At 67.5% G+C, this 18,722-nt stretch carries 15 protein-coding genes; 9 read left to right on the top strand and 6 right to left on the bottom strand.

Annotated features, from left to right (window positions below):
- Nucleotides 1–13: 13 nt before the first annotated feature.
- Complete coding sequence (locus AC3WJT_RS07100; RefSeq protein ID WP_492342404.1) at nucleotides 14–1,546, top strand: hypothetical protein; 1,533 nt, start codon at nucleotides 14–16, stop codon at nucleotides 1,544–1,546.
- Here the strand turns inward: AC3WJT_RS07100 and AC3WJT_RS07095 are convergent.
- Together AC3WJT_RS07095 and AC3WJT_RS07090 are read right to left on the bottom strand one after the other, a co-directional pair.
- Nucleotides 1,543–2,259: a dienelactone hydrolase family protein gene (locus tag AC3WJT_RS07095; protein WP_492342403.1), complete on the bottom strand. Its 717-nt coding sequence runs from the start codon at nucleotides 2,257–2,259 to the stop codon at nucleotides 1,543–1,545. The genes AC3WJT_RS07100 and AC3WJT_RS07095 overlap by 4 nt on opposite strands.
- 14 nt (nucleotides 2,260–2,273) lie before the next feature.
- A complete protein-coding gene (locus AC3WJT_RS07090; RefSeq protein WP_492342402.1) occupies nucleotides 2,274–2,741 on the bottom strand; it encodes a cupin domain-containing protein in 468 nt (155 codons plus the stop codon).
- A 245-nt stretch (nucleotides 2,742–2,986) separates the two neighbouring features.
- Here AC3WJT_RS07090 and AC3WJT_RS07085 point away from each other — a divergent pair, with 245 nt between their 5' ends.
- From AC3WJT_RS07085 to socB, 6 genes are all read left to right on the top strand, one after another.
- Nucleotides 2,987–3,421: a DUF5990 family protein gene (locus AC3WJT_RS07085; protein WP_492342401.1), complete on the top strand. Its 435-nt coding sequence runs from the start codon at nucleotides 2,987–2,989 to the stop codon at nucleotides 3,419–3,421.
- The gene (locus AC3WJT_RS07080; RefSeq protein ID WP_492342400.1) at nucleotides 3,418–4,605 is read left to right on the top strand and encodes a DUF418 domain-containing protein; all 1,188 of its coding nucleotides are present in this window, start codon (nucleotides 3,418–3,420) and stop codon (nucleotides 4,603–4,605) included. Before AC3WJT_RS07085 ends, AC3WJT_RS07080 begins: the two co-directional genes overlap by 4 nt.
- Before the next feature lie 98 nt (nucleotides 4,606–4,703).
- The gene (locus tag AC3WJT_RS07075; protein ID WP_492342399.1) at nucleotides 4,704–7,979 is read left to right on the top strand and encodes a S41 family peptidase; all 3,276 of its coding nucleotides are present in this window, start codon (nucleotides 4,704–4,706) and stop codon (nucleotides 7,977–7,979) included.
- A 101-nt stretch (nucleotides 7,980–8,080) separates the two neighbouring features.
- Complete coding sequence (gene uvrB / locus AC3WJT_RS07070) at nucleotides 8,081–10,330, top strand: excinuclease ABC subunit UvrB (protein ID WP_492342398.1); 2,250 nt, start codon at nucleotides 8,081–8,083, stop codon at nucleotides 10,328–10,330.
- Between the two features lie 213 nt (nucleotides 10,331–10,543).
- Nucleotides 10,544–11,080, top strand: a complete 537-nt coding sequence (gene socA / locus AC3WJT_RS07065) for a type VI toxin-antitoxin system SocA family antitoxin (RefSeq protein WP_492342397.1) — start codon at nucleotides 10,544–10,546, stop codon at nucleotides 11,078–11,080.
- A complete protein-coding gene (gene socB / locus AC3WJT_RS07060; protein ID WP_492342396.1) occupies nucleotides 11,052–11,774 on the top strand; it encodes a type VI toxin-antitoxin system SocB family DNA replication inhibitor toxin in 723 nt (240 codons plus the stop codon). Before socA ends, socB begins: the two co-directional genes overlap by 29 nt.
- 65 nt (nucleotides 11,775–11,839) lie before the next feature.
- Here the strand turns inward: socB and AC3WJT_RS07055 are convergent, their stop codons facing one another.
- From AC3WJT_RS07055 to AC3WJT_RS07045, 3 genes are all read right to left on the bottom strand, one after another.
- Entirely contained in the window at nucleotides 11,840–12,478 is a 639-nt protein-coding gene (locus AC3WJT_RS07055; protein WP_492342395.1) for an SLATT domain-containing protein, read from the bottom strand.
- Nucleotides 12,479–12,861: 383 nt separating this feature from the next.
- The gene (locus AC3WJT_RS07050) at nucleotides 12,862–13,080 is read right to left on the bottom strand and encodes a DUF4287 domain-containing protein (RefSeq protein ID WP_492342394.1); all 219 of its coding nucleotides are present in this window, start codon (nucleotides 13,078–13,080) and stop codon (nucleotides 12,862–12,864) included.
- A gap of 21 nt (nucleotides 13,081–13,101) precedes the next feature.
- Nucleotides 13,102–13,737, bottom strand: coding sequence for a DUF4126 domain-containing protein (locus AC3WJT_RS07045; RefSeq protein WP_492342393.1), 636 nt, complete (start codon nucleotides 13,735–13,737; stop codon nucleotides 13,102–13,104).
- Nucleotides 13,738–13,876: 139 nt separating this feature from the next.
- On the opposite strand from AC3WJT_RS07045, the gene AC3WJT_RS07040 reads away from it, so the two are divergent.
- Nucleotides 13,877–15,409 (top strand): MFS transporter, encoded by a 1,533-nt coding sequence (locus AC3WJT_RS07040; RefSeq protein WP_492342392.1) that lies wholly within the window; start codon nucleotides 13,877–13,879, stop codon nucleotides 15,407–15,409.
- Here the strand turns inward: AC3WJT_RS07040 and AC3WJT_RS07035 are convergent.
- Complete coding sequence (locus AC3WJT_RS07035) at nucleotides 15,390–16,637, bottom strand: serine hydrolase domain-containing protein (protein ID WP_492342391.1); 1,248 nt, start codon at nucleotides 16,635–16,637, stop codon at nucleotides 15,390–15,392. The genes AC3WJT_RS07040 and AC3WJT_RS07035 overlap by 20 nt on opposite strands.
- 107 nt (nucleotides 16,638–16,744) lie before the next feature.
- Here AC3WJT_RS07035 and AC3WJT_RS07030 point away from each other — a divergent pair, with 107 nt between their 5' ends.
- Nucleotides 16,745–18,646, top strand: a complete 1,902-nt coding sequence (locus AC3WJT_RS07030) for an ATP-binding protein (protein WP_492342390.1) — start codon at nucleotides 16,745–16,747, stop codon at nucleotides 18,644–18,646.
- Nucleotides 18,647–18,722: the final 76 nt, after the last annotated feature.

Below are 18,722 nucleotides of genomic sequence, written 5' to 3'. Positions count from 1 at the left end.
TTCGGGGTTCAGCATGCGTATTCGTCCGGTTCTGGTCGCCCTGTCGCTTCTGGGGGGCGCCGTGATCGCGGGCCCGGCCTCGTCCCAGTCTATCGGGCGGCAAATGGACCTGCTGCGCCTGGAGCAGGAGGCGGGCGACGCGGTCTCGGCCCTCGTCGACAGCGACTTCAAGACTTGCGAGGCGAAGCTCCCGGCCCTGCGCACGCTGATGGCCGACCCCCGGTTCGACCGGATGCGCGCCGAGATCCGCCGCCCGTTCCTGTTCTCGGTGATCATCTGCAGCGAGATCAAGGACAAGCCTCTGGGCCTCGCCGCCGCGGCGAAGCTGGAGCCGATCGCTGTCGAGCCGATGGAGGTCGGCGCGGTCCTGACGATCCAGATTTCCGACGCCCTCGAGCGCGACGCCATGGCCGAGGCCACACGACGCTTCCTCAAGATGCTGGACGCCCAGCCGGACGTGGTCGCCGGCTGGCGACCGGGCATGATCTCGGCCTTCACCGACTATCTGGACGACGATCCGGCTTTGGCGCTCACCGCGCTCCAGCGGATCACCGGCTTCGCCTGGAAGAACCCGGACACGGCCCGCGCCGCAAAGAACGAGTGGGGTCTGGCCTACGGCTGGCAACTGGGCGACGCGGGCCGCCCGGCCGATGCGGCGAAAGCGGTGGCCGAGGCCGAAGATACCCGCGTGCTGATGTATGTCGCCGGCGACCGCCGCTTCAGCGAAGCCTGGACGAACGCCGGCCGCTTCGACTGGATCGCGCTGGAAGAGGCGAGCCTGGCCCGCGCCAGGGCCGAGATCGCCGCCGAGCCTGAAAAGCTCTCCCCCGTGCGCGACGCGCTCCGCGCCCTGCGCGCGCTCGGCCGCTATGACGAGGCGATCCAGACCGGCCAGGCCTATCGCGCGCGCCTGCAGGACGGCGAGGAATTCAGCGACCGCCAGGAGCAGGGCGAATGGATCCTGATCCTGCTGGCCCAGAGCCTGCTCGACACCGGCGATGTGAAGGAAGGCGAAGCGGTCTTCAACGAGGCCATCGGTCCCGAGGACGGCGGCGAGCCGGCCACCGACGCGCGGATGAACTGGGCCGGCCGACTGCTGGACCTGTCCCGCCCGCGCGACGTGCTGAAGGTGCTGGACGGCCTCGACCTCGACTACGTCACGGACTACGGCGAAGCCTGGATCGACTCCCAGCGCGCCTGCGCCCTGAACGACATCGACCAGAAGGCGGCGGCCGCCATGCTGGAAGCGCTCCGGGCCCGCAAAGAAGAGAACCCGGGCGCCCTCAGCCAGGCGCTGCTCTGCATGAACCGGATCGACGAGGCCGCCGCCCTGCTGATCTGGCGGCTGCAGTCGCCGGAGCACCGCAGCGGCGGCCTGGATCCTTTCTGGGTCGCCAAGGCCCCGCCGGCCATCCCGCCCTGGCTGGCGACCTTCGAAGCCCGCCGCCAGGCCCTGATCGCCCGCCCCGACGTCCGCGCCGCCCTCGACAAGGTCGGCCGCCCGGTCACCACCCCGCTGGCCGGCGACTACTGGGGCGGCTTCTAGACGAAAACCTCGTCGAACAGGTCGATCATTGCGGCCCAGGACCGGCGGTCGCTGGGCGCGTGATAGTCGAAGCCCGGGCGGCCGAGGCGGCCCACGTCTGGGTTGGTGAAGCTGTGGCCGGCGCGGCCATAGACATGCATCCGCCAGTCGACGCCCGCTGCGGTCATCTCCTCCTCGAAGGCGACGCGCTGGGCGACGGGAATGATCGGATCGTCGGCGCCGATGGCGGCCAGGATCACGCCCTTGATGTTGGCGGCGTCCTGCGGCCTTGCCGTGCCGAGACCCGAGTGGAAGCCGATTGCGGCCTTGAGGTCCGCCCCGCTGCGGGCCAGTTCGAGCGCCGTCGTGCCGCCGAAGCAGTAGCCGATGGCCGCCAGCCGCCCGGCATCCGTTTCCGGCTGCGCCTTCAGCACCTCCAGCGCCGCGGTCGCCCGGGCGCGGATACCCGTCGCGTCGGCCATCCAGGCGCCGATGCGGGTCATCGCCTGACTCATGTCCGTCAGCGGCTTGCCGTCGCCGTAGTAGTCCATCGCGAAGGCCACGTAGCCGAGCCCCGCCAGGCGTTCAGCGATGTTCCGCGCGTGACTGCCCAGCCCGCCGCCCTCGTGACAGACCAGGATGCCAGGCCGCGCCCCGCTCAGCCCATCGTCGACCGCCAGCGTCCCGACCAGCCGCGCGCCGTCGGCGTGATACTCGATGTCCTGGATCTTCATGTCCGCCTCCCCTGTTATTTGGAAGGATACAGCGTCCCGTCCCTGTGCCGGTAGCCTTCGTCGCCCGGACGGATGATCAGGTCGACGTCGGGATAGTCGACATGCTCGGTCGCGGGGTTGGTCGGATTGCCCACCTGCAACAGCACGGCGTCGGCGCCGGACCGGTTCTGGAGATGGTGGCCGTCCTCGACCCCGGCCTTCCAGGCCGCGCAGTCGCCGGCGCGCAGCACCGTCTCGCCGGCATTCTCGACCAGCACGACCTCGCCCGAGACCACCCAGACAAACTCGTCCTCATCGAGATGCCAGTGCCGCTGGCTGCTCCACTGCCCGGCCGGCAGGGTCAGCAGGTTGACGCCGACCAGATCGAGCCCCGCCGCCTTCGCCAGTTCCAGCCAGGAGCGTTGCAGGCAAGGCTCGTCGAGCGGTCGCGGATAGCCGGACCCGCCCCGACGCGGCGCTGTGGCGAGATCGATCTTGGGCATGACTGTATCTCCCGGACGGCGATGATTTTCCGCCTCCCCGGCGAAGGCCGGGGTCCAGATTCAGCTGCGGTGTGGGCAGCACTGCCCCTTCGAGCACGACGATCTGGGCCCCGGCCTTCGCCGGGGAAACGGGGATTGGAGGAACAGTAGATAACTTCACGCCGCTGAAAACCGCCACAGCCCAGACTGCTGACAGCGGGCTGTCATCAGGGCGACAACCGTCGGGCGGCGTGTAGTGTGAGGCTATGGCCGGCCAGACCCTCAACCTGCGCATCACCCTCGTCGCCCCGCCGGCAGGCGTTCTCTATTCGCTGCAGGAAGGTGACGACCTGCCGGTCGGCCAGGTGCTGTCGGACGGCGGCGACCTGTCGCTGGACGTCAGCGTCCGGTTTGTCGAGGACGACAAGGGCGTGCGCTACCTCGGGCCGTTCGTGAAGAACCAGGGCGGCCGGCGGTTCATCTATTTCCGCATCGGGGCCAGCGCCGGTCAGCATCTCTCGCCCTGGAGCCGGCGCGGCAAGGTCTGGTTCGAGGACCTGCCGGTCGGCCTCGCCCGTGAAGCGGTCCGCACCGGCGCGCGGCTTGAAGCGCGCTTCCCCGGCCAGGCGAAGGACGGCACGCCGGCCTGCGCCACGGTCCGGCCGCTCGACGGCTGGCGGATGCCGGACGGTCCGGCATGAGCGGGGCGCCGGCGCCGGTCGATCCCGCGGACCGGATCGCCTCGATCGACGCCCTGCGCGGGGTGGCCCTGATCGGCATCCTGCTGATGAACATCGTCGGCTTCGGCGGCCCGCTCGACCCCAGCCGGCCGCTCGGCGCGCCGTCGCTCGCAAATCCCGACTGGCAGGTCTGGATCGTCGCCACGACCCTGGTCGAGGGGACCATGCGCGGCCTGTTCTCGATGCTGTTCGGCGCCGGGATGCTGCTGTTCCTGCGCGAGACCCGCGCGGGCGATCCAGCGGGCAGACGCGGGCCCTTTCTGCGTCGCGCCGGCTGGCTGGTGCTGTTCGGCGTCATCAACGGCACCCTGCTGCTCTGGCCCGGCGACATCCTGCTGATCTACGGCCTGGCCGCCTTCGCCCTGTTACCGTTCGCACAGGTGACGCCGAGGACGCTGCTGAGACTGGCGGTCGGCGGCCTCGTGGTGGTGTCGATCTGGTCGCTGCTGACCAACATGCCGGCGATGCCGGGCGAATTGCTGTCCCGGACCTCCGAAGCCTGGATCGGGGAGCAGGCCATCCGCCTGGGCGACTACCCCACGGTGCTAGCCTGGATGTCGGCGACGACGCTGGACTGGACGCTCGACCCGTCCTTCGTCTGGTGGATCCTCGAGGCCTGGACCTTCATGCTGGTCGGCATGGCGCTGCTCAGGACCGGCGTGCTGGACGGCAGGGCCGAGCCCTGGATCTATCGACAACTGGCGCTCGTCGGCCTCGGCGTCGGGCTGCTGCTCAACGCCGCCGAGACCTGGGCGATCTGGGGCAACAACGGTGGCGAGCTGCCCTGGACGGCCCTGACTGATCAGGTCGGGCGCCTGGCCCTGACGCTGGGCTGGATCGGTCTGTTCCACCTCGCGTGGCGCGGCGGTCGGCCCCGGCGGCTGTTCAACCCGCTATCGGCGCTCGGCCGCATGGCCCTGACCGGCTACCTGGCCCAGAGCGTGATCTGCGCGCTGATCTTCTCGGGCTTCGGCCTCGGCCTGTGGGGCCGGCTCAGCTGGCCGCAGATGTGGCTGCTGGTGGTGGTGATCATGGCGGGCGAGGCCCTGTTCGCCATGGCCTGGCTGCGGGTCTTTCGCTTCGGCCCGATGGAATGGCTCTGGCGCAGCCTGACCTGGGGCCGCTGGCAGCCGATGCGGGTCTAGCACCCAAATCCCGCCCTCGCCTCTTGTCAAAACCTGCCCCGATGTCGAAGGTCCGGGGACGCGTTTGAGTTGCCGCCGCGGCGGCCGGGGGGAAGTCCATGCACATCCGGATCAAGGCCGCTCTGGCCCTGCTGGCCGCTGTTCTGCTCGGCGGCGCCTGGACCCTGGCCGGGGCGAATGAGCCGGTGGCGCCGCTGCCCTCGCTGGCCGAGCCCGCGCTGTCGCCGGACGGCTCCGAGATCGCCTTCGCCTCGGGCGGCGACATCTGGACCGTGCCGAGCAAGGGCGGCCAGGCCCGCCTGCTGGTCACCGACCGGGCGACGGAATCCCGCCCGCTCTACTCGCCGGACGGATCACGGCTGGCCTTCGTCTCGACCCGCAGCGGGGCTGCCAATCTCTACGTCCTCACCCTGGCGACCGGGAAGATCACCCGGCTGACCTATGCCGACGCCAACGAGGCGCTCGACGGCTGGTCGCGGGACGGCAAGTGGATCTACTTCACCTCGGGCGTGAACGACGTCCAGCGGCAGGGCGACATCTTCCGCGTCAGCGCCGCCGGCGGCGTGCCGCTGGAGGTCAGCAACGAGCGCTACCTCAACGAATTCCAGAGCGCCCCCTCGCCGGACGGCAAGTCCATCGCCCTGATGGCCAAGGGGATCAGCAACGGCCAGTGGTGGCGTCACGGCAGCAGCCATATCGACCAGACCGAGCTTTGGCTGAAGCCGATCGCGGCCGGCGCGCCCTACCAGCAGCTGCTCCCGTCGGGCGCCCGCCATGCCTGGCCGATGTGGCGTCCGGACGGCGGCGCGCTCTGGTACATGAGCGACGAAGGCGGCGCCGAAAACCTCTGGAAGCTGACGCTCGGCGGCAAGCCCGAGCAGGTGACCCGCTTCACCGACGGCCGGCTGCTGTGGCCGACGGTCGGCTATGACGGCAAGACCATCGTCTTCGAGCGCGGCTTCGCGATCTGGTCGCTGGACACGGCCACGGGCAAGACGACCCAGGTGCCGGTCACGCTGCAGGGCGCCCCCGCCGCGTCCGGCGAGACCCGCCTGACCCTGAGCGACTTCAACGACATGGTCCTGTCGCCGGACGGCAAGAAGATCGCCGTGGTCGCTCACGGCGAACTGTTCGCCACCACGGCCAAGGACGGCGGCGTTGCCCAGCGGGTCACGCGCACGGTGGGCCTTGAGCGCGATCCGGTCTGGTCGCGGGACTCCAAACGCCTGCTCTACGTCTCCGAGCGCGGCCAGTCGGCCAACCTCTATCAGTACGATTTCGCGACCGGCGCCCAGCGGGCCCTGACGACCGGGACCGCCCGCAACACGGTTCCGGCGTATTCGCCGGACGGCAAGATGATCGCCTATGTCCGCGGCGGCCAGGAGTTGCACGTCATCACCCTGTCCGGCGACGGCGCGGTCGTGAAGGACGTGGCGATCTACACCGGCGCGCTGGGCGGCTTCGAGGACGGCACGCCGGTCTGGTCGCCCGACAGCCGCTGGCTGGCCTTCACGGTCACCGACCGCAAGGCGTTCGACAACATCCATGTGATCCCCGCGGCCGGCGGTCAGGCCCGGCCGATCAGCTTCCTCGCCAACGGCCAGACGGGCGGTCGCATCGCCTGGTCGCCGGACGGGACCTACATCCTCACCGACACCAGCCAGCGCAGCGAGGAAGCGCGGATCCTGCGCATCGACCTGCTGCCGAACACGCCGAAGTACCGCGAGGACGCGTTCCGCGAACTGTTCCGCCCGACCCCGAGCAGCCCTGAACCGACGCCGCCGGCCTCCGACACCCCGCCGGCCGAGGAGCCCGCGCCCTCACCGGCCCCGGCCGCGGCCAAGCCCGGCAAGGCCGCCGCAGCGCCGGCCAAGCCTGCGACCAAGCCGGTTCCGCCGGTGAAGATCGTCTTCGAGGGCATCCGTGAGCGCGCCTCGTTCCTGCCGCTGGGCATGGACGTCGGCGGGCCGATCATCAGCCCGGACGGCAAGACCCTGCTGTTCCCCGGCTTCCAGGCCGGGGCGGTCAACTACTACACCTGGAACCTCGACGAACTGGCCAAGGAGCCGCCGGTTGCGGTCCAGCTGACCTCCAGCCGCAAGTCCAAGGGCGCGGCGGTGTTCACCCCCGACTCGAAGTCGATCTTCTATCTCGACGACGGGGCGGTCATCTCGACGCCGGTCGAGAGCCCCAAGCCCAAGGCCCTGCCGGTCACCGCCGAGATGGAGGTCGATTTCGACGCCGAGAAGACCGTCGTCTTCGACCAGGTCTGGGGCATCCTCGACCGCGGCTTCTATGATCCGAAGTTCCACGGCGCCGACTGGAAGGCGCTGCGGGCGACCTTCGCCCCCTACATCGCCGGCGCCCGCACGGGAGACGAACTCCGCCGCATCCTCAACCTGATGATCGGCGAGCTGAACGCGTCCCACACGGGCATGCGCGGCCCCGACACCAGCACGGCGCCGGGCCGGGTCGGCGACCTCGGCCTGCGGTTCGACCGCGAGGCCTACGAGGCCGGCAAGGGCCTGCTGATCAAGGAGGTCATCACCCTCGGCCCGGCCTCGATCGAAGGCAGCATCAAGCCGGGCGAGACCCTGGTCGCCGTCAACGGCGAGACGCTCGCCGCGGGCGTCAGTCTCGACCGCGTCCTGCGCGGCCAGACCGGCAAGCGGGTGGTTCTGACCATCGGCGCGGCCGGCGATCCGTCGAAGACCCGCGAGGCCGTGGTGCGCCCCGTCTCGGTCGGCGTCGCGTCGGGCCTGATCTACCGCCAGTGGGTCGCCGACCGCCGCGCCTATGTCGAACGCGTCAGCGGCGGCAAGCTCGGCTACGTCCACATCGCCGACATGGGCGACGCCTCGCTGGAGCAGCTCTACATCGACCTCGACGCCCAGAACCAGAGCCGCGAGGGCGTGGTCATCGACCTGCGCAACAACAACGGCGGCTACGTCAACGGCCACGCGCTCGATGTCTTCACCCGCCGCAACTACCTGATGATGACGGCCCGCGACCGCTTCCCGGTGCCCAGCCGCCAGAACCTCGGCCAGCGGGCCCTCGGCCTGCCGACGGTGCTGGTGATCAACGAGAGCTCGCTGTCCGACGCCGAGGACTTCACCGAGGGCTACCGCTCGCTCGGGCTGGGCAAGGTGGTCGGCAAGCCGACGGCCGGCTGGATCATCTACACCGGCTCGCGCGGCCTGATCGACGGCTCCTCGGTGCGCCTGCCGTTCATCCGCGTCGAGGACCTGCGCGGCCAGAACATGGAGGGCAACCCCCGCCCCGTCGACATCGACGTCGCCCGCCCGCTCGGCGAAACCTGGACCGGCAAGGACGCGCAACTGGACGCGGCGGTGAAGGCGCTGCTGGGCCGCTGATCCTCCCCGCTTCGCGGAGAGGACAGGTGACATTCTGCTGACACCCCCCTGTCAGCAGCCGCCCCTAGCCATGCCGCCCCCGCCGCCCTACCTTCCCGTTCATGGCCCGTTCCCCGCAGAGTCCGGCAGGCGTCGAGGACGTCTCCGCCGCCTTCATCCATGATCTGGCCAACGCCGCCACGCCGCCGATGTGGGCGCCGCACCGGCCGCAGCGTCCGGCCAAGTCCGAGGGCGGCCGCCGGTTCAACCTGGTCAGCGAGTACAGCCCCGCCGGCGACCAGCCGACGGCCATCGCCGACCTCGTCGCCGGCATCAACGAGCGCGAGCACGACCAGGTGCTGCTGGGCGTCACCGGCTCGGGCAAGACCTTCACCATGGCCAGCATCATCGCCGCGACCCAGCGTCCGGCCCTGATCCTCGCCCCGAACAAGACCCTCGCGGCCCAGCTCTACAGCGAGTTCAAGAGCTACTTTCCGGACAACGCGGTCGAGTATTTCGTCAGCTACTACGACTACTACCAGCCGGAGGCCTACGTCCCGCGCACGGATACCTTCATCGAGAAGGACTCCAGCCGCAACGAGCAGATCGACCGCATGCGCCACGCCGCCACCCGCGCGGTGCTGGAGCGGGACGACGTGATCATCGTCGCCTCGGTCAGCTGCATTTACGGCATCGGCTCGGTCGAGACCTACACGGCCATGACCTTCGAGCTGGCGGTCGGCCAGAAGCTCGACGACCGCCAGCTGGTCGCCGACCTGGTCGCCCAGCAGTACAAGCGCAACGACGCCAGCTTCGAGCGCGGCACGTTCCGCAAGCGCGGCGACACGATCGAGATCTTCCCCGCCCACTACGAGGACCGCGCCTGGCGCATCGGCCTGTTCGGCGACGAGATCGAGACGATCCAGGAGTTCGACCCGCTGACCGGCAAAAAGACCGCCGACCTGCCCAGCGTGAAGATCTACGCCAACAGCCACTACGTGACGCCGCGCCCGACGCTCAACCAGGCGATCACCCACGTCAAGGCCGAGCTCAAGGAGCGCCTCGACTGGATGATCGCCAACGGCAAGCTGCTGGAGGCCCAGCGCCTCGAACAGCGCACCCGCTTCGACATCGAGATGATCGAGACCACCGGCAGCTGCGCCGGCATCGAGAACTACAGCCGCTACCTCACCGGCCGTCGGCCGGGCGAGCCGCCGCCGACCTTCTTCGAATACATCCCCGACAACGCCCTCTTGTTCACCGACGAGAGCCACCAGACGGTGCCGCAGATCGGCGCCATGTACCGCGGCGACTACCGCCGCAAATGGACCCTGGCCGAGTACGGCTTCCGCCTGCCCAGCGCGCTCGACAACCGCCCGCTCAAGTTCGAGGAGTGGGAGGCGATGCGGCCGCAGACGGTCCACGTCAGCGCCACCCCCGGTCCGTGGGAGATGGACAAGGCCGGCGGCGTCTTCGCCGAACAGGTCATCCGCCCGACCGGCCTGATCGACCCGCCGGTCGAGGTCCGCCCGGTCAACAAGGACGGCGCCAGCCAGGTCGACGACGTCATCGCCGAGGCCCGCGACTGCGCGGCGAAGGGCTACCGCACCCTGGTCACGGTCCTCACGAAAAAGATGGCCGAGGACCTCACCGAATACATGCACGAGCAGGGCCTGCGCGTGCGCTACATGCACAGCGACGTGGACACGCTCGAGCGCATCGAGATCATCCGCGACCTGCGCCTGGGCGCCTTCGACATCCTGGTCGGCATCAACCTCCTCCGGGAAGGCCTCGACATCCCCGAGTGCGGCCTGGTCGCGATCCTCGACGCCGACAAGGAGGGCTTCCTCCGCTCGGAAACCTCCCTGATCCAGACCATCGGCCGCGCCGCCCGCAACGTTGACGGCAAGGTGATCCTCTACGCCGACCGCATCACCGGCAGCATGGAACGCGCGATGGGCGAGACCAGCCGCCGCCGCGAGAAGCAGCACGCCTGGAACCTGCGGCAGGGCATCACGCCCGAGAGCATCAAGAGCCGCATCAAGGACATCCTCGCCTCGCCGTATGAGCGCGGAGACCGCGTCAACGTCGACGTCGGCGTGGCCGAGGACGCCCGGCCGTTCCTGGGCAGCAACTTCCAGGCGACGCTACGCGACCTGGAAACGAAGATGCGCGAGGCGGCCGGCAACCTGGAGTTCGAGACCGCGGCGAGACTGCGCGACGAGATCAAGCGCCTGAAGATGATGGACCTGGAGTTTGCCAACGACCTGATGACCGCGCCGGGCGAGACGGCGGACAAGGCCGCGCCGATGCGCGAGCGGAAGGCGGCGCGGGCGGAGGCGCAGGAGCGGTTTCGGAAGGGGCGGTTGTAGGGGGCGGGGGGCGCATTCTCAGCTCGACAATCACACTATGTTCTGTTTTTGTTCGCTTCGATTTTATGGGTCCGGGAATCGGCAAGAGGCTGAACTTGTTGAAATCTAGGACCTGCTGGAGAGGTTCTGTCGCTTGCGGCTTGGCTGCAATCAGCCTACCCCGCCGACAGGGGTGAATGGACCATGAGTAAGCCACCATACGATCCACGTGCCGTGGCCAATCTCCTGCTGGACTTGGCCGCCAATGAGGATGGCGGGCCGATCCCAATCAGCAATCTCGCCCTCCAGAAATTGCTGTATTTCGCTCACGGTCATTTTCTCATCAGAACCGGCACACCGCTCGTGCAAGGAGCTTTTGAGGCGTGGACCTATGGGCCGGTGCATCCGGCCGTCTATCAGGCGTTTAAGGGCGAAGCTGGAAGGGCGATCCAGGTCCGGGCTGTCGCTAGAAACGTCATGACGGGATCCACCCAAGCCATTGAGCTGCCCGATGACCTAGAGGTTCGCCAACAGCTGCGCGATGTCTTGAGGTCCTACGGACACCTGAGCCCTGGACGACTTGTGGACATAACCCACGCGCCAAAAGGGCCCTGGGCGACCGTTGTGAACAAAGCGAAAACATCCGTTGCGCTCGGCCTGAGAATCTCCGACACTGTGACCTTGGAATGTTTCAAGCACCAAAAGGTGTCGGTCGGCGCGCAAGCGCGCTCCGGGGAGCCCAATGAAGACACGCCGCTTATCGGAAATTGACCTCGCTAGGCTTGCAGCGTTGACTGACCAGCCGATGCTGGAACAGGCATTGCGTGGCTATAATGCCGGCGGGGGCGCGTGGTCATATGATCCTGTTCGCGGGTCGACTTCAGACATTCTGGGCGCGGAAACCCCGCTGTTGGGAGCTCTCGCGCCTCTCCCGTGGCGGAAGATTGAAACTCAGATCAGAGCGGCCTCGAAGCGTGGCGAAATCCAAGCATCGGCGAACGTTTTGGTGGGCAAGGTCCTGTTTGATGCCGCTGGGGAATACGGCTGGACAGCGGCGAAATTCCCGATGGGCCGTCTTCCGATCGGGATTGGAGAGACGGTTCGCTACTGGAGTGACGTGGTAATAGAGGATGGCAATGGGCTCCTCGTTCCCTACTTTGATCACCGTCGAGAACACGGCATCTCTAATCAGTCGGTCCGAAAGATCGTCTATTCAATGCAGCATCTCTGGATCCGCGAACGACATCCAGATCTAGCGACCGCCCGCCTGGCAATCATCCAATTTCCGAGTACCGGAATGACGCGAGGTATTCGCGTTGAGTTTCATAGCGAAGCTGATCTCCTGCCCTATGAAGTGCTCGATGCTCGCGTTCGGAATGTCTATGTAACCTGGGCTCGGGTGTCTGCCGAAAGGGCGCGCGACGACCGAAAAACAGGTACGGGCACCGGTGGACTCTTCGGTTAGCGCCTATGATCCGAGTTCGACAATCTAGTTTGCCTCACTGTTGATCGACTTGAATACAGTTGGTTTTAGCCAACTTTGACTGTGGGCAAATAGATCACTGAAGCGGCGGTAAGTGCTATCGGAACCAAAATCAGAACCGCCGGAATTAAATATATATCCCCCAACACCCTGAAATCATGAAAAAGAAGCGCCCACCATCGGCTACACGTCTCTGGTTTAGCTTCGATTAGAACGCGATCATGGTCGATCGGATCATGATTAAAGGGGCACTTGTCCACCATTTCTTGGTATCGGCAACGGAATGACTCATGGTCGGGCTCCGCTCCGCCAAGCCCGTGCTGGATAATTGCGCCATCATAATCTTGGTAGATCTGATTAATCTGCCGCGCATTGTCATGCATATAGTGGGACCTAACGTAATTCTCCCGCGCATTGTCCCGGACTGAGAGTATCAGTATAAAGATGGATGCTAGCGCGCTTATAAGTCCGAAGGAGTCTGTTTTCGCGCCCTCCCACAGATCACCAAGAAACTTTGGTGCTATCGATAGCGCCACTACATACAGTGACATTAGAGCAATTGCGAACGACCCTGCCTCGGCCTTTCTGCGCAAACGATCGGAAGCTGCGAAGCGCGCACGTTTAGTCTTCCAAATTCGAGTGATCTGCGGAAATTCGTCCCAGCGGCTAAGAGGTTCGTCTGCCATGCGTGCGCCTTTCCCAACTCAGTTAGTCTACTTATAGTTACGGAAGCGGTAGGTGCATACTTTCCTCACCAACCCACCCCTTAATCTCATGCCGAGATGATCGCCGGGCGGACCAGGTTGCTCAAGGGCGCTGCGCGTCGCGGAGCGACAGGCCCGCAGGGCCTGCCCTTGACCAACCTGGACCGTCCGGCACGCTGGCCTGCATGAGATCAAGGGCGCGATCCCTTCTCCCCTTGCGGGAGAAGGTGGCCCTGCGGAGCAGGGTCGGATGAGGGGTCGATGACCGGCGCCGCTGTCCCACACCACTGACCGGCCGGGGAAGACCCCTCATCCGGCCGCTACGCGGCCACCTTCTCCCGCAAGGGGAGAAGGAGAACAGCCCCCTACCCCGTCTTCCCCTTCAGCAGCGCCACGATCGCCATGGCGTGGCCGTGCCCAAGGTCGAAGTCGTCCTTGAGCCATTGGACGATCTGGCCGGCCTTGACGCCGGGGCGCAGGCCGGCGGCGTCGGCGAAGTCCTTGTCGGCGGCCATCGCCCTGAAGTCGGCCGGGGTCTTGCCGGTCTTCGCCTGGATGTTGTCGAGGTAGGCCTGAAAGCTCATCGCTTGCTCCGTCCGAAACGCCTACGTCGCCGCCCGCCGCGCCCGCGCCGCGCGGACCATCCGCCAGATGGCCGCCAGCAGCAGGATCAGTCCCAGCGGCACGAGGATCGGGGCGGCCAGGGCGATGATCACCATGGCGACGGCCAGCGCGTCCTCGACCACCGAGACGATCGGGTTGGCGAGGCCCCCGGTGGTCGCGGTGCTGGCCAGCCGCGTGCCTGTCTGGGCGGTGTGGAAGGCGAGCGCCGTGGGCAGGCCGATGATCAGCCCGGCGATGGCCGCGACCGCCGGGTCGACCCCGACGAACACCGACCCCGCCGCGAGGATCCCCGCCGCCGGCCGGGTGACCGTGCCCAGCAGGCTCAGGCCATGGTCGAGGATCGGCACCTTGTCGGCGACCAGTTCGATCACCGTCGCCGCGGCCAGGGCGATCAGCGCGGGCGTGCCCTCCAGCCAGGCGACCTTCTCATGCAGATCGAGCCCGAACACATCGAACCGCGCCGCCGCGCTGACCAGCAGCAGCGGCAAAAAGGTCCGCAGTCCCGTGGCGGCGGCCAGCCCCAGCCCCAGCAGGGCCGGCAGGATCCAGGTCTGGAGAAGCTCCGGCGTCGGCATGCGGCGAGGAGAGCATGCGGGAGCGGCGGCGTCATCTCCCACCTTCCTCTCTCTCGCGGGAGCGGATTGCGCCCAAATCTCCCGCCACACCCCTCGCCCCGATTGACTCCCCCCGCGGCCATACCCCAATTTCGAATCCGCTCAGCGGCGCCAAGACCGCGGCCATCAGGGAGACGAATGGATGACCGGGATCGTGTCGCCGTCAGGCGGGGGTATGGGGACGCACGTCGCCGGCGAGGGCCCAAGGCCCAAGGTGGGCGTGGCGGTCCGGGCGATCTACGGCTTCGGATCTATCGCCTACGGCATCAAGGACAACGGGTTCCGCGTCTTCCTGCTGCTGTTCTACAACCAGGTGGTCGGCCTGCCGGCGGCGCTCGTCGCCTCAGCGGTGATGACCGCCATGCTGATCGACTGCCTGATCGACCCGGTCATCGGCCACATCAGCGACAACTTCAAATCCCGGTGGGGCCGGCGGCACCCGTTCATGTACGCCTCGGCCCTGCCGGTGGCGCTGTCGTTCCTGCTGCTGTGGAACCCGCCGTTCCACTGGGAGCAGGCGCACCTGTTCTGGTACCTGGTGGTGGTCGCCGTGATCGTGCGGACCTTCATCACCCTCTACGAGATCCCCTCTTCGGCCATGTCCGCCGAGCTGACCAACGACTACACCGAGCGGTCGAAGATCGTCGGCTGGCGCTATTTCTTCGGCTGGTGGGGTGGCCTGACCCTCACCATCGCGATGTTCTGGTTCCTGATGAAGGCGACGCCGGAGTATCCGGTCGGCCAGCTGAACCCCGCCGCCTACGTCGAGTATGGCTACATCGGCGCGGTGCTGATGTTCCTGTCGATCCTGATCTCGGCGGCCGGCACGCACCGGTTCATCCCCTGGATGCCGCAAGCGCCCGTACGCGAGAAGCGCCCCCTGCTGGCCGTCGGCAAGGAGGTGTTCCAGACCCTCAACATCCGCCCCTTCCTGACCATCACCGCCGTCGGCCTGGTCGCCTCCGTCGCCACCGGCGTGGGCTTCTCGCTGGCCTTCTACATCTCGACCTATGTCTGGGAGCTGACGCCCTTCTGGACCGGCGTGCTGCAGATCGACGCCTATTTCGCCTCGGCCGCGGCCCTGGCGGCGGCGCCGATGCTGACCAAACGCTCCGGCAAGAAGAAGGCCGGCGGCCTGCTGCTGCTGTTCAGCGTGTTCATCGGCTTCCTGCCGCTGGTCCTGCGGCTGCTGGGGGTCTTCCCCGACAACGGCGACATGATCGGCGGGACGCAGATCCCGGTCATCGTGCCCTGGCTGTTCCTCGACGGCCTGGTGCGCGGCGTGTTCGGCATCACCGCCTCGATCCTGATCACCGCCATGCTGACCGACGTGGTCGAGTACAGCGAGCAGCGCACCGGCCGCCGGTCGGAGGGCCTGTTCTTCGCCTTCACCAGCCTGATCCAGAAGGCGGTCAGCGGCGTGGGCGTGATGGTCGCCGGCTGGATCCTGTCGGTCGTCGCCTTCCCGGTCGGCTCAAAGCCGTCCGAGGTGCCGCCGGAGATCATCGCCAAGCTGCTGATGGTCTACATGCCGGTCGTCGGCGGGCTCTACCTGCTCTCGGTGATCATCCTGCAGGCCTACAACATCACCAGGGAAAGCCACGAGGCGACCGTGAGGGATATCGAGGCCCGCGCCCAGGCCGCCGAAGACGGGGCTACGAACCCGTCTCCGTAAGGGCCGCGTAGACCAGCGTGCGAAGCTCTCGTCGGACCGGATACGCCGACGAGGGCAGCAGCTGGGTCAGGAACACCACGGCCAGGTCCTCGACCGGATCGACCCAGAAGAAGGTGCTGGCCGCGCCGCCCCAGAAGAAGTCGCCCTTGCTGCCTGCCAGCATGGTCGCGGCGGGATCGACGGTCACGCCGAAGCCAAGGCCGAAGCCGACGCCGGCATAGGTCGCCTCGCTGAACAGCGACTTCGACATCTGGGTCAGGTCCTTGCCGCCGGGCAGATGGTTGGACGCCATCAGCTGGATCGTCTTGGGGCCCAGCAGCCGCTGGCCGTCCAGCTCGCCGCCGTTCAGCAGCATGCGGGCGAACCTCATGTAGTCGTCGGCGGTGCTGACCAGCCCGCCGCCGCCGGAGTGGAAGCCGGTCTCGCGCAGGTAGGGGCTGGTGGTCGGGTCGTCCTGCAGCGCCGGCGCGCCCGGCTTGACCGCCTTGGACCCCAGCACCCCGGCCGCGTAGCAGGCCGTCAGCCGTGCGGCCTTTTCGGCCGGCACGGTGAAGCTGGTGTCGGCCATCCCCAGCGGGCCGAAGATGCGGTCCTGCAGGAACTGCTCGAACGGCACGCCGCTGATCTTGCCCACGAGGTAGCCCAGCACGTCGGTGCTGACCGAGTAGTTCCAGGCGTCGCCCGGCGAGAACTGCAGCGGGATCGTCGCCAGCTTGGCGATGAACTCGTCGAGGGTCCCGAACCGCAGGTCCTCGGCCACCTTCAGCTTGCGGTAGGCGGCGTCGATGTTGCCCTGCATCTGGAAGCCGTAGGTGAGGCCGCTGGTGTGGCGCAGCAGGTCGATGATCATCATCGGCCGGCTCGGCGGCGTGGTCGCCCAGCCCGCGTCGGTGCCCGCGGCGAACACGCCGAGGTTCGACCATTCCGGAACGTATTTCGCCACCGGCTCGTCGAGCGCGACCTTGCCCTCCTCGACCAGCATCATGAAGGCGACCGAGGTGACCGGCTTGGTCATCGAGTAGATGCGGAACAGCGAGTCCGCCGACAGCGGCTTGCCCCGCTCGCGATCGGCCTGGCCCAGCACCGTGTCGTAGGCCAGTTTTCCGCGCCGCCAGACCTGCACCTGCGCGCACGGCAGCTTGCCCGTGTCGATGTAGCGCTCCGTCAGGAACGGCGCGATCCGGGCCAGACGTTCGGACGAGAAGCCCAGGCTTTCGGGTTTGGTCACAGCATCATCTCCTGGTAGCGCTTCATTCGAACTATCGAACCGTCGGTATGTCGCAACCCAAACTTTACCAAACCTGCCGCAAGGTCAGGCAAAACAAGGGTAGGAAAATGACCGGGCCAGCCGGAACCAACGCTCCGACCGAGCTGGATATCGAGGCCGCGCGCTGGTTCTTCCAGAACTCGGTCGACATTTTCGTGCTCATTCGCGGCGGCTCGATCTCGCGCATCAATCCCGCGTGGACCGAGCTGTCGGGCTGGTCGGTTGAAGAGACCGTCGGCCGGCCGATCGAGAACTTCATCCACCCGGGCGACGGACAGATCGTACGCGACCTGATCACCACGCTGATCTCCGACGGGCAGGCCCGCGCCGAACACCGCCTCCTGCGCCGGGACGGCGAGATCCTGTGGGTTCGCTCCCGGGTGAAACGCGGGGCGGGTGATGCGACCATCGTGGTGCTCGAAGACGTCACCGACGAACACCGCCGGATCGCCGACAGCGCCGACGCGGCGCGCACCAACGACCTGCTGCGTGAGGCGGCCGGCATCTTCGTCTGGCGCTTCGATCCCGAGACCGGGCTCTACGACATCGACACAGACCTCTCGCGGCCGGGCGCCCCGGGCGCGTCCGGCAGCCGGACGATCACCGCCGACGAGATGACCTCCGAGATCCACCCCGACGACCAGCGACGCGTCGGCGAGGCCTTCTTCCACACCCTGGCTACGGGCGAACCGCGCGTGGTCGAGTACCGGCACTTCCGCGCCGGCGACAGCGGATGGGCCAGCCTGCGAGCGGCCTGGCGCGGCCTGCGTCAGAGAGCCTCGGGTCGCTGGGATGTGCTGGGCCTGACCCAGGACGTCAGCGAAGTGGCCAGGGCCCGCGATGCGGCGCTTGCCGCCGCGGAGTCCAAGGCGCAGTTCCTCGCCAACATCAGTCACGAGATCCGCACCCCGATGAACGGCGTGCTCGGCGTCCTGCATCTGCTGAGGGGCGAGAACCTGACGGCGGACGGGCGGCAACTGCTTGAGGAAGCCGTCGGCTGCGGCCAGATGCTGGCCGAGCTGCTGAACGACGTGATCGATTTCTCGAAGATCGAGGCCGGCCGACTGGAGTTCTCCCCCGAGCCGACCGACCCCGTCGCCCTGATGGACAGCGTCGCCGGCCTGTTGCGTCCCCAGGCCGCCGCACGCGGCCTGTGGCTGAGCACCCACGCCGACACCGAACTGGGCTGGGCGTCGGTCGATCCGGTGCGTCTGCGCCAGATCCTGTTCAACCTGATCGGCAACGCCGTGAAGTTCACGCTCCAGGGCGGCGTCGATGCGCACCTGAGCCGGGTCGGCAGCCGCCTGCGCATCGAAATCACCGACACGGGGGTCGGCATCGACCCCGGCGCGCGGTCCGACCTGTTCCAGCGCTTCCACCAGGCGGACGGCTCCACGACACGCCGGTTCGGCGGCTCTGGCCTCGGCCTGGCGATCAGCCAGCGGCTGGCGGAACTGATGGGCGGCGAGATCGGCTTCGACAGCGAGCTCGGCAGGGGGTCGACCTTCTGGATCGAGATCGAGGCGCCGCCGGTGCAGGCCGCCGTAGCATCCGCCGGTCACGCAGACAGCCTGCTCGACGGTCTGAGGGTCCTGGTGGTCGAGGACAATCCGACCAATCGCCTGATCGCCACCCGGATGCTTGAACAGCTGGGCGCGAGCGTCGAGACCGCCGACGATGGACAGCAGGGCGTAGAGGCCGCCTCGCGGGCGGCCTTCGACCTGATCTTCATGGACATCCAGATGCCCGTGATGGACGGCGTGGAAGCGACCCGCCGCATCCGGGAGCTGCCTGAACCCGCCCGGCTGACGCCTATCCTGGCGATGACCGCCAACGCCATGTCGCATCAGGCCGATTCCTACCGGGCCGCCGGCATGAACGGCATCGTCGCCAAGCCTCTGTCGCCGGCGGCGCTGATCGCCCAGATCGCGGCTATCGTCGCGCAGTCGGAGCAGGAAGCGGCGGCCTGAGGGGCCAGAATCGGTCCCGTTGTCGCCGCAACGGCCGGAACGGCCTTTCCCCGCCCATACCGGGTATTCTAGATTG

The sequence above is a fragment of the Caulobacter sp. FW305-C-30-S16 genome (assembly GCF_058783025.1).
The sequence above is the reverse complement of the archived record's forward strand: the minus strand, read 5'-3'. Positions and strand labels throughout refer to the sequence as shown.

Excerpts from the sequence above, each read along its gene's own strand:
- AC3WJT_RS07100 (WP_492342404.1), top strand. The coding sequence starts at position 14 with ATGCGTATTCGTCCGGTTCTGGTCGCCCTGTCGCTTCTGGGGGGCGCC.
- AC3WJT_RS07095 (WP_492342403.1), bottom strand. The coding sequence starts at position 2,259 with ATGAAGATCCAGGACATCGAGTATCACGCCGACGGCGCGCGGCTGGTC.
- AC3WJT_RS07090 (WP_492342402.1), bottom strand. The coding sequence starts at position 2,741 with ATGCCCAAGATCGATCTCGCCACAGCGCCGCGTCGGGGCGGGTCCGGC.
- AC3WJT_RS07085 (WP_492342401.1), top strand. The coding sequence starts at position 2,987 with ATGGCCGGCCAGACCCTCAACCTGCGCATCACCCTCGTCGCCCCGCCG.
- AC3WJT_RS07080 (WP_492342400.1), top strand. The coding sequence starts at position 3,418 with ATGAGCGGGGCGCCGGCGCCGGTCGATCCCGCGGACCGGATCGCCTCG.
- AC3WJT_RS07075 (WP_492342399.1), top strand. The coding sequence starts at position 4,704 with ATGCACATCCGGATCAAGGCCGCTCTGGCCCTGCTGGCCGCTGTTCTG.
- uvrB (WP_492342398.1), top strand. The coding sequence starts at position 8,081 with ATGGCCCGTTCCCCGCAGAGTCCGGCAGGCGTCGAGGACGTCTCCGCC.
- socB (WP_492342396.1), top strand. The coding sequence starts at position 11,052 with ATGAAGACACGCCGCTTATCGGAAATTGACCTCGCTAGGCTTGCAGCG.
- AC3WJT_RS07055 (WP_492342395.1), bottom strand. The coding sequence starts at position 12,478 with ATGGCAGACGAACCTCTTAGCCGCTGGGACGAATTTCCGCAGATCACT.
- AC3WJT_RS07050 (WP_492342394.1), bottom strand. The coding sequence starts at position 13,080 with ATGAGCTTTCAGGCCTACCTCGACAACATCCAGGCGAAGACCGGCAAG.
- AC3WJT_RS07040 (WP_492342392.1), top strand. The coding sequence starts at position 13,877 with ATGACCGGGATCGTGTCGCCGTCAGGCGGGGGTATGGGGACGCACGTC.
- AC3WJT_RS07030 (WP_492342390.1), top strand. The coding sequence starts at position 16,745 with ATGACCGGGCCAGCCGGAACCAACGCTCCGACCGAGCTGGATATCGAG.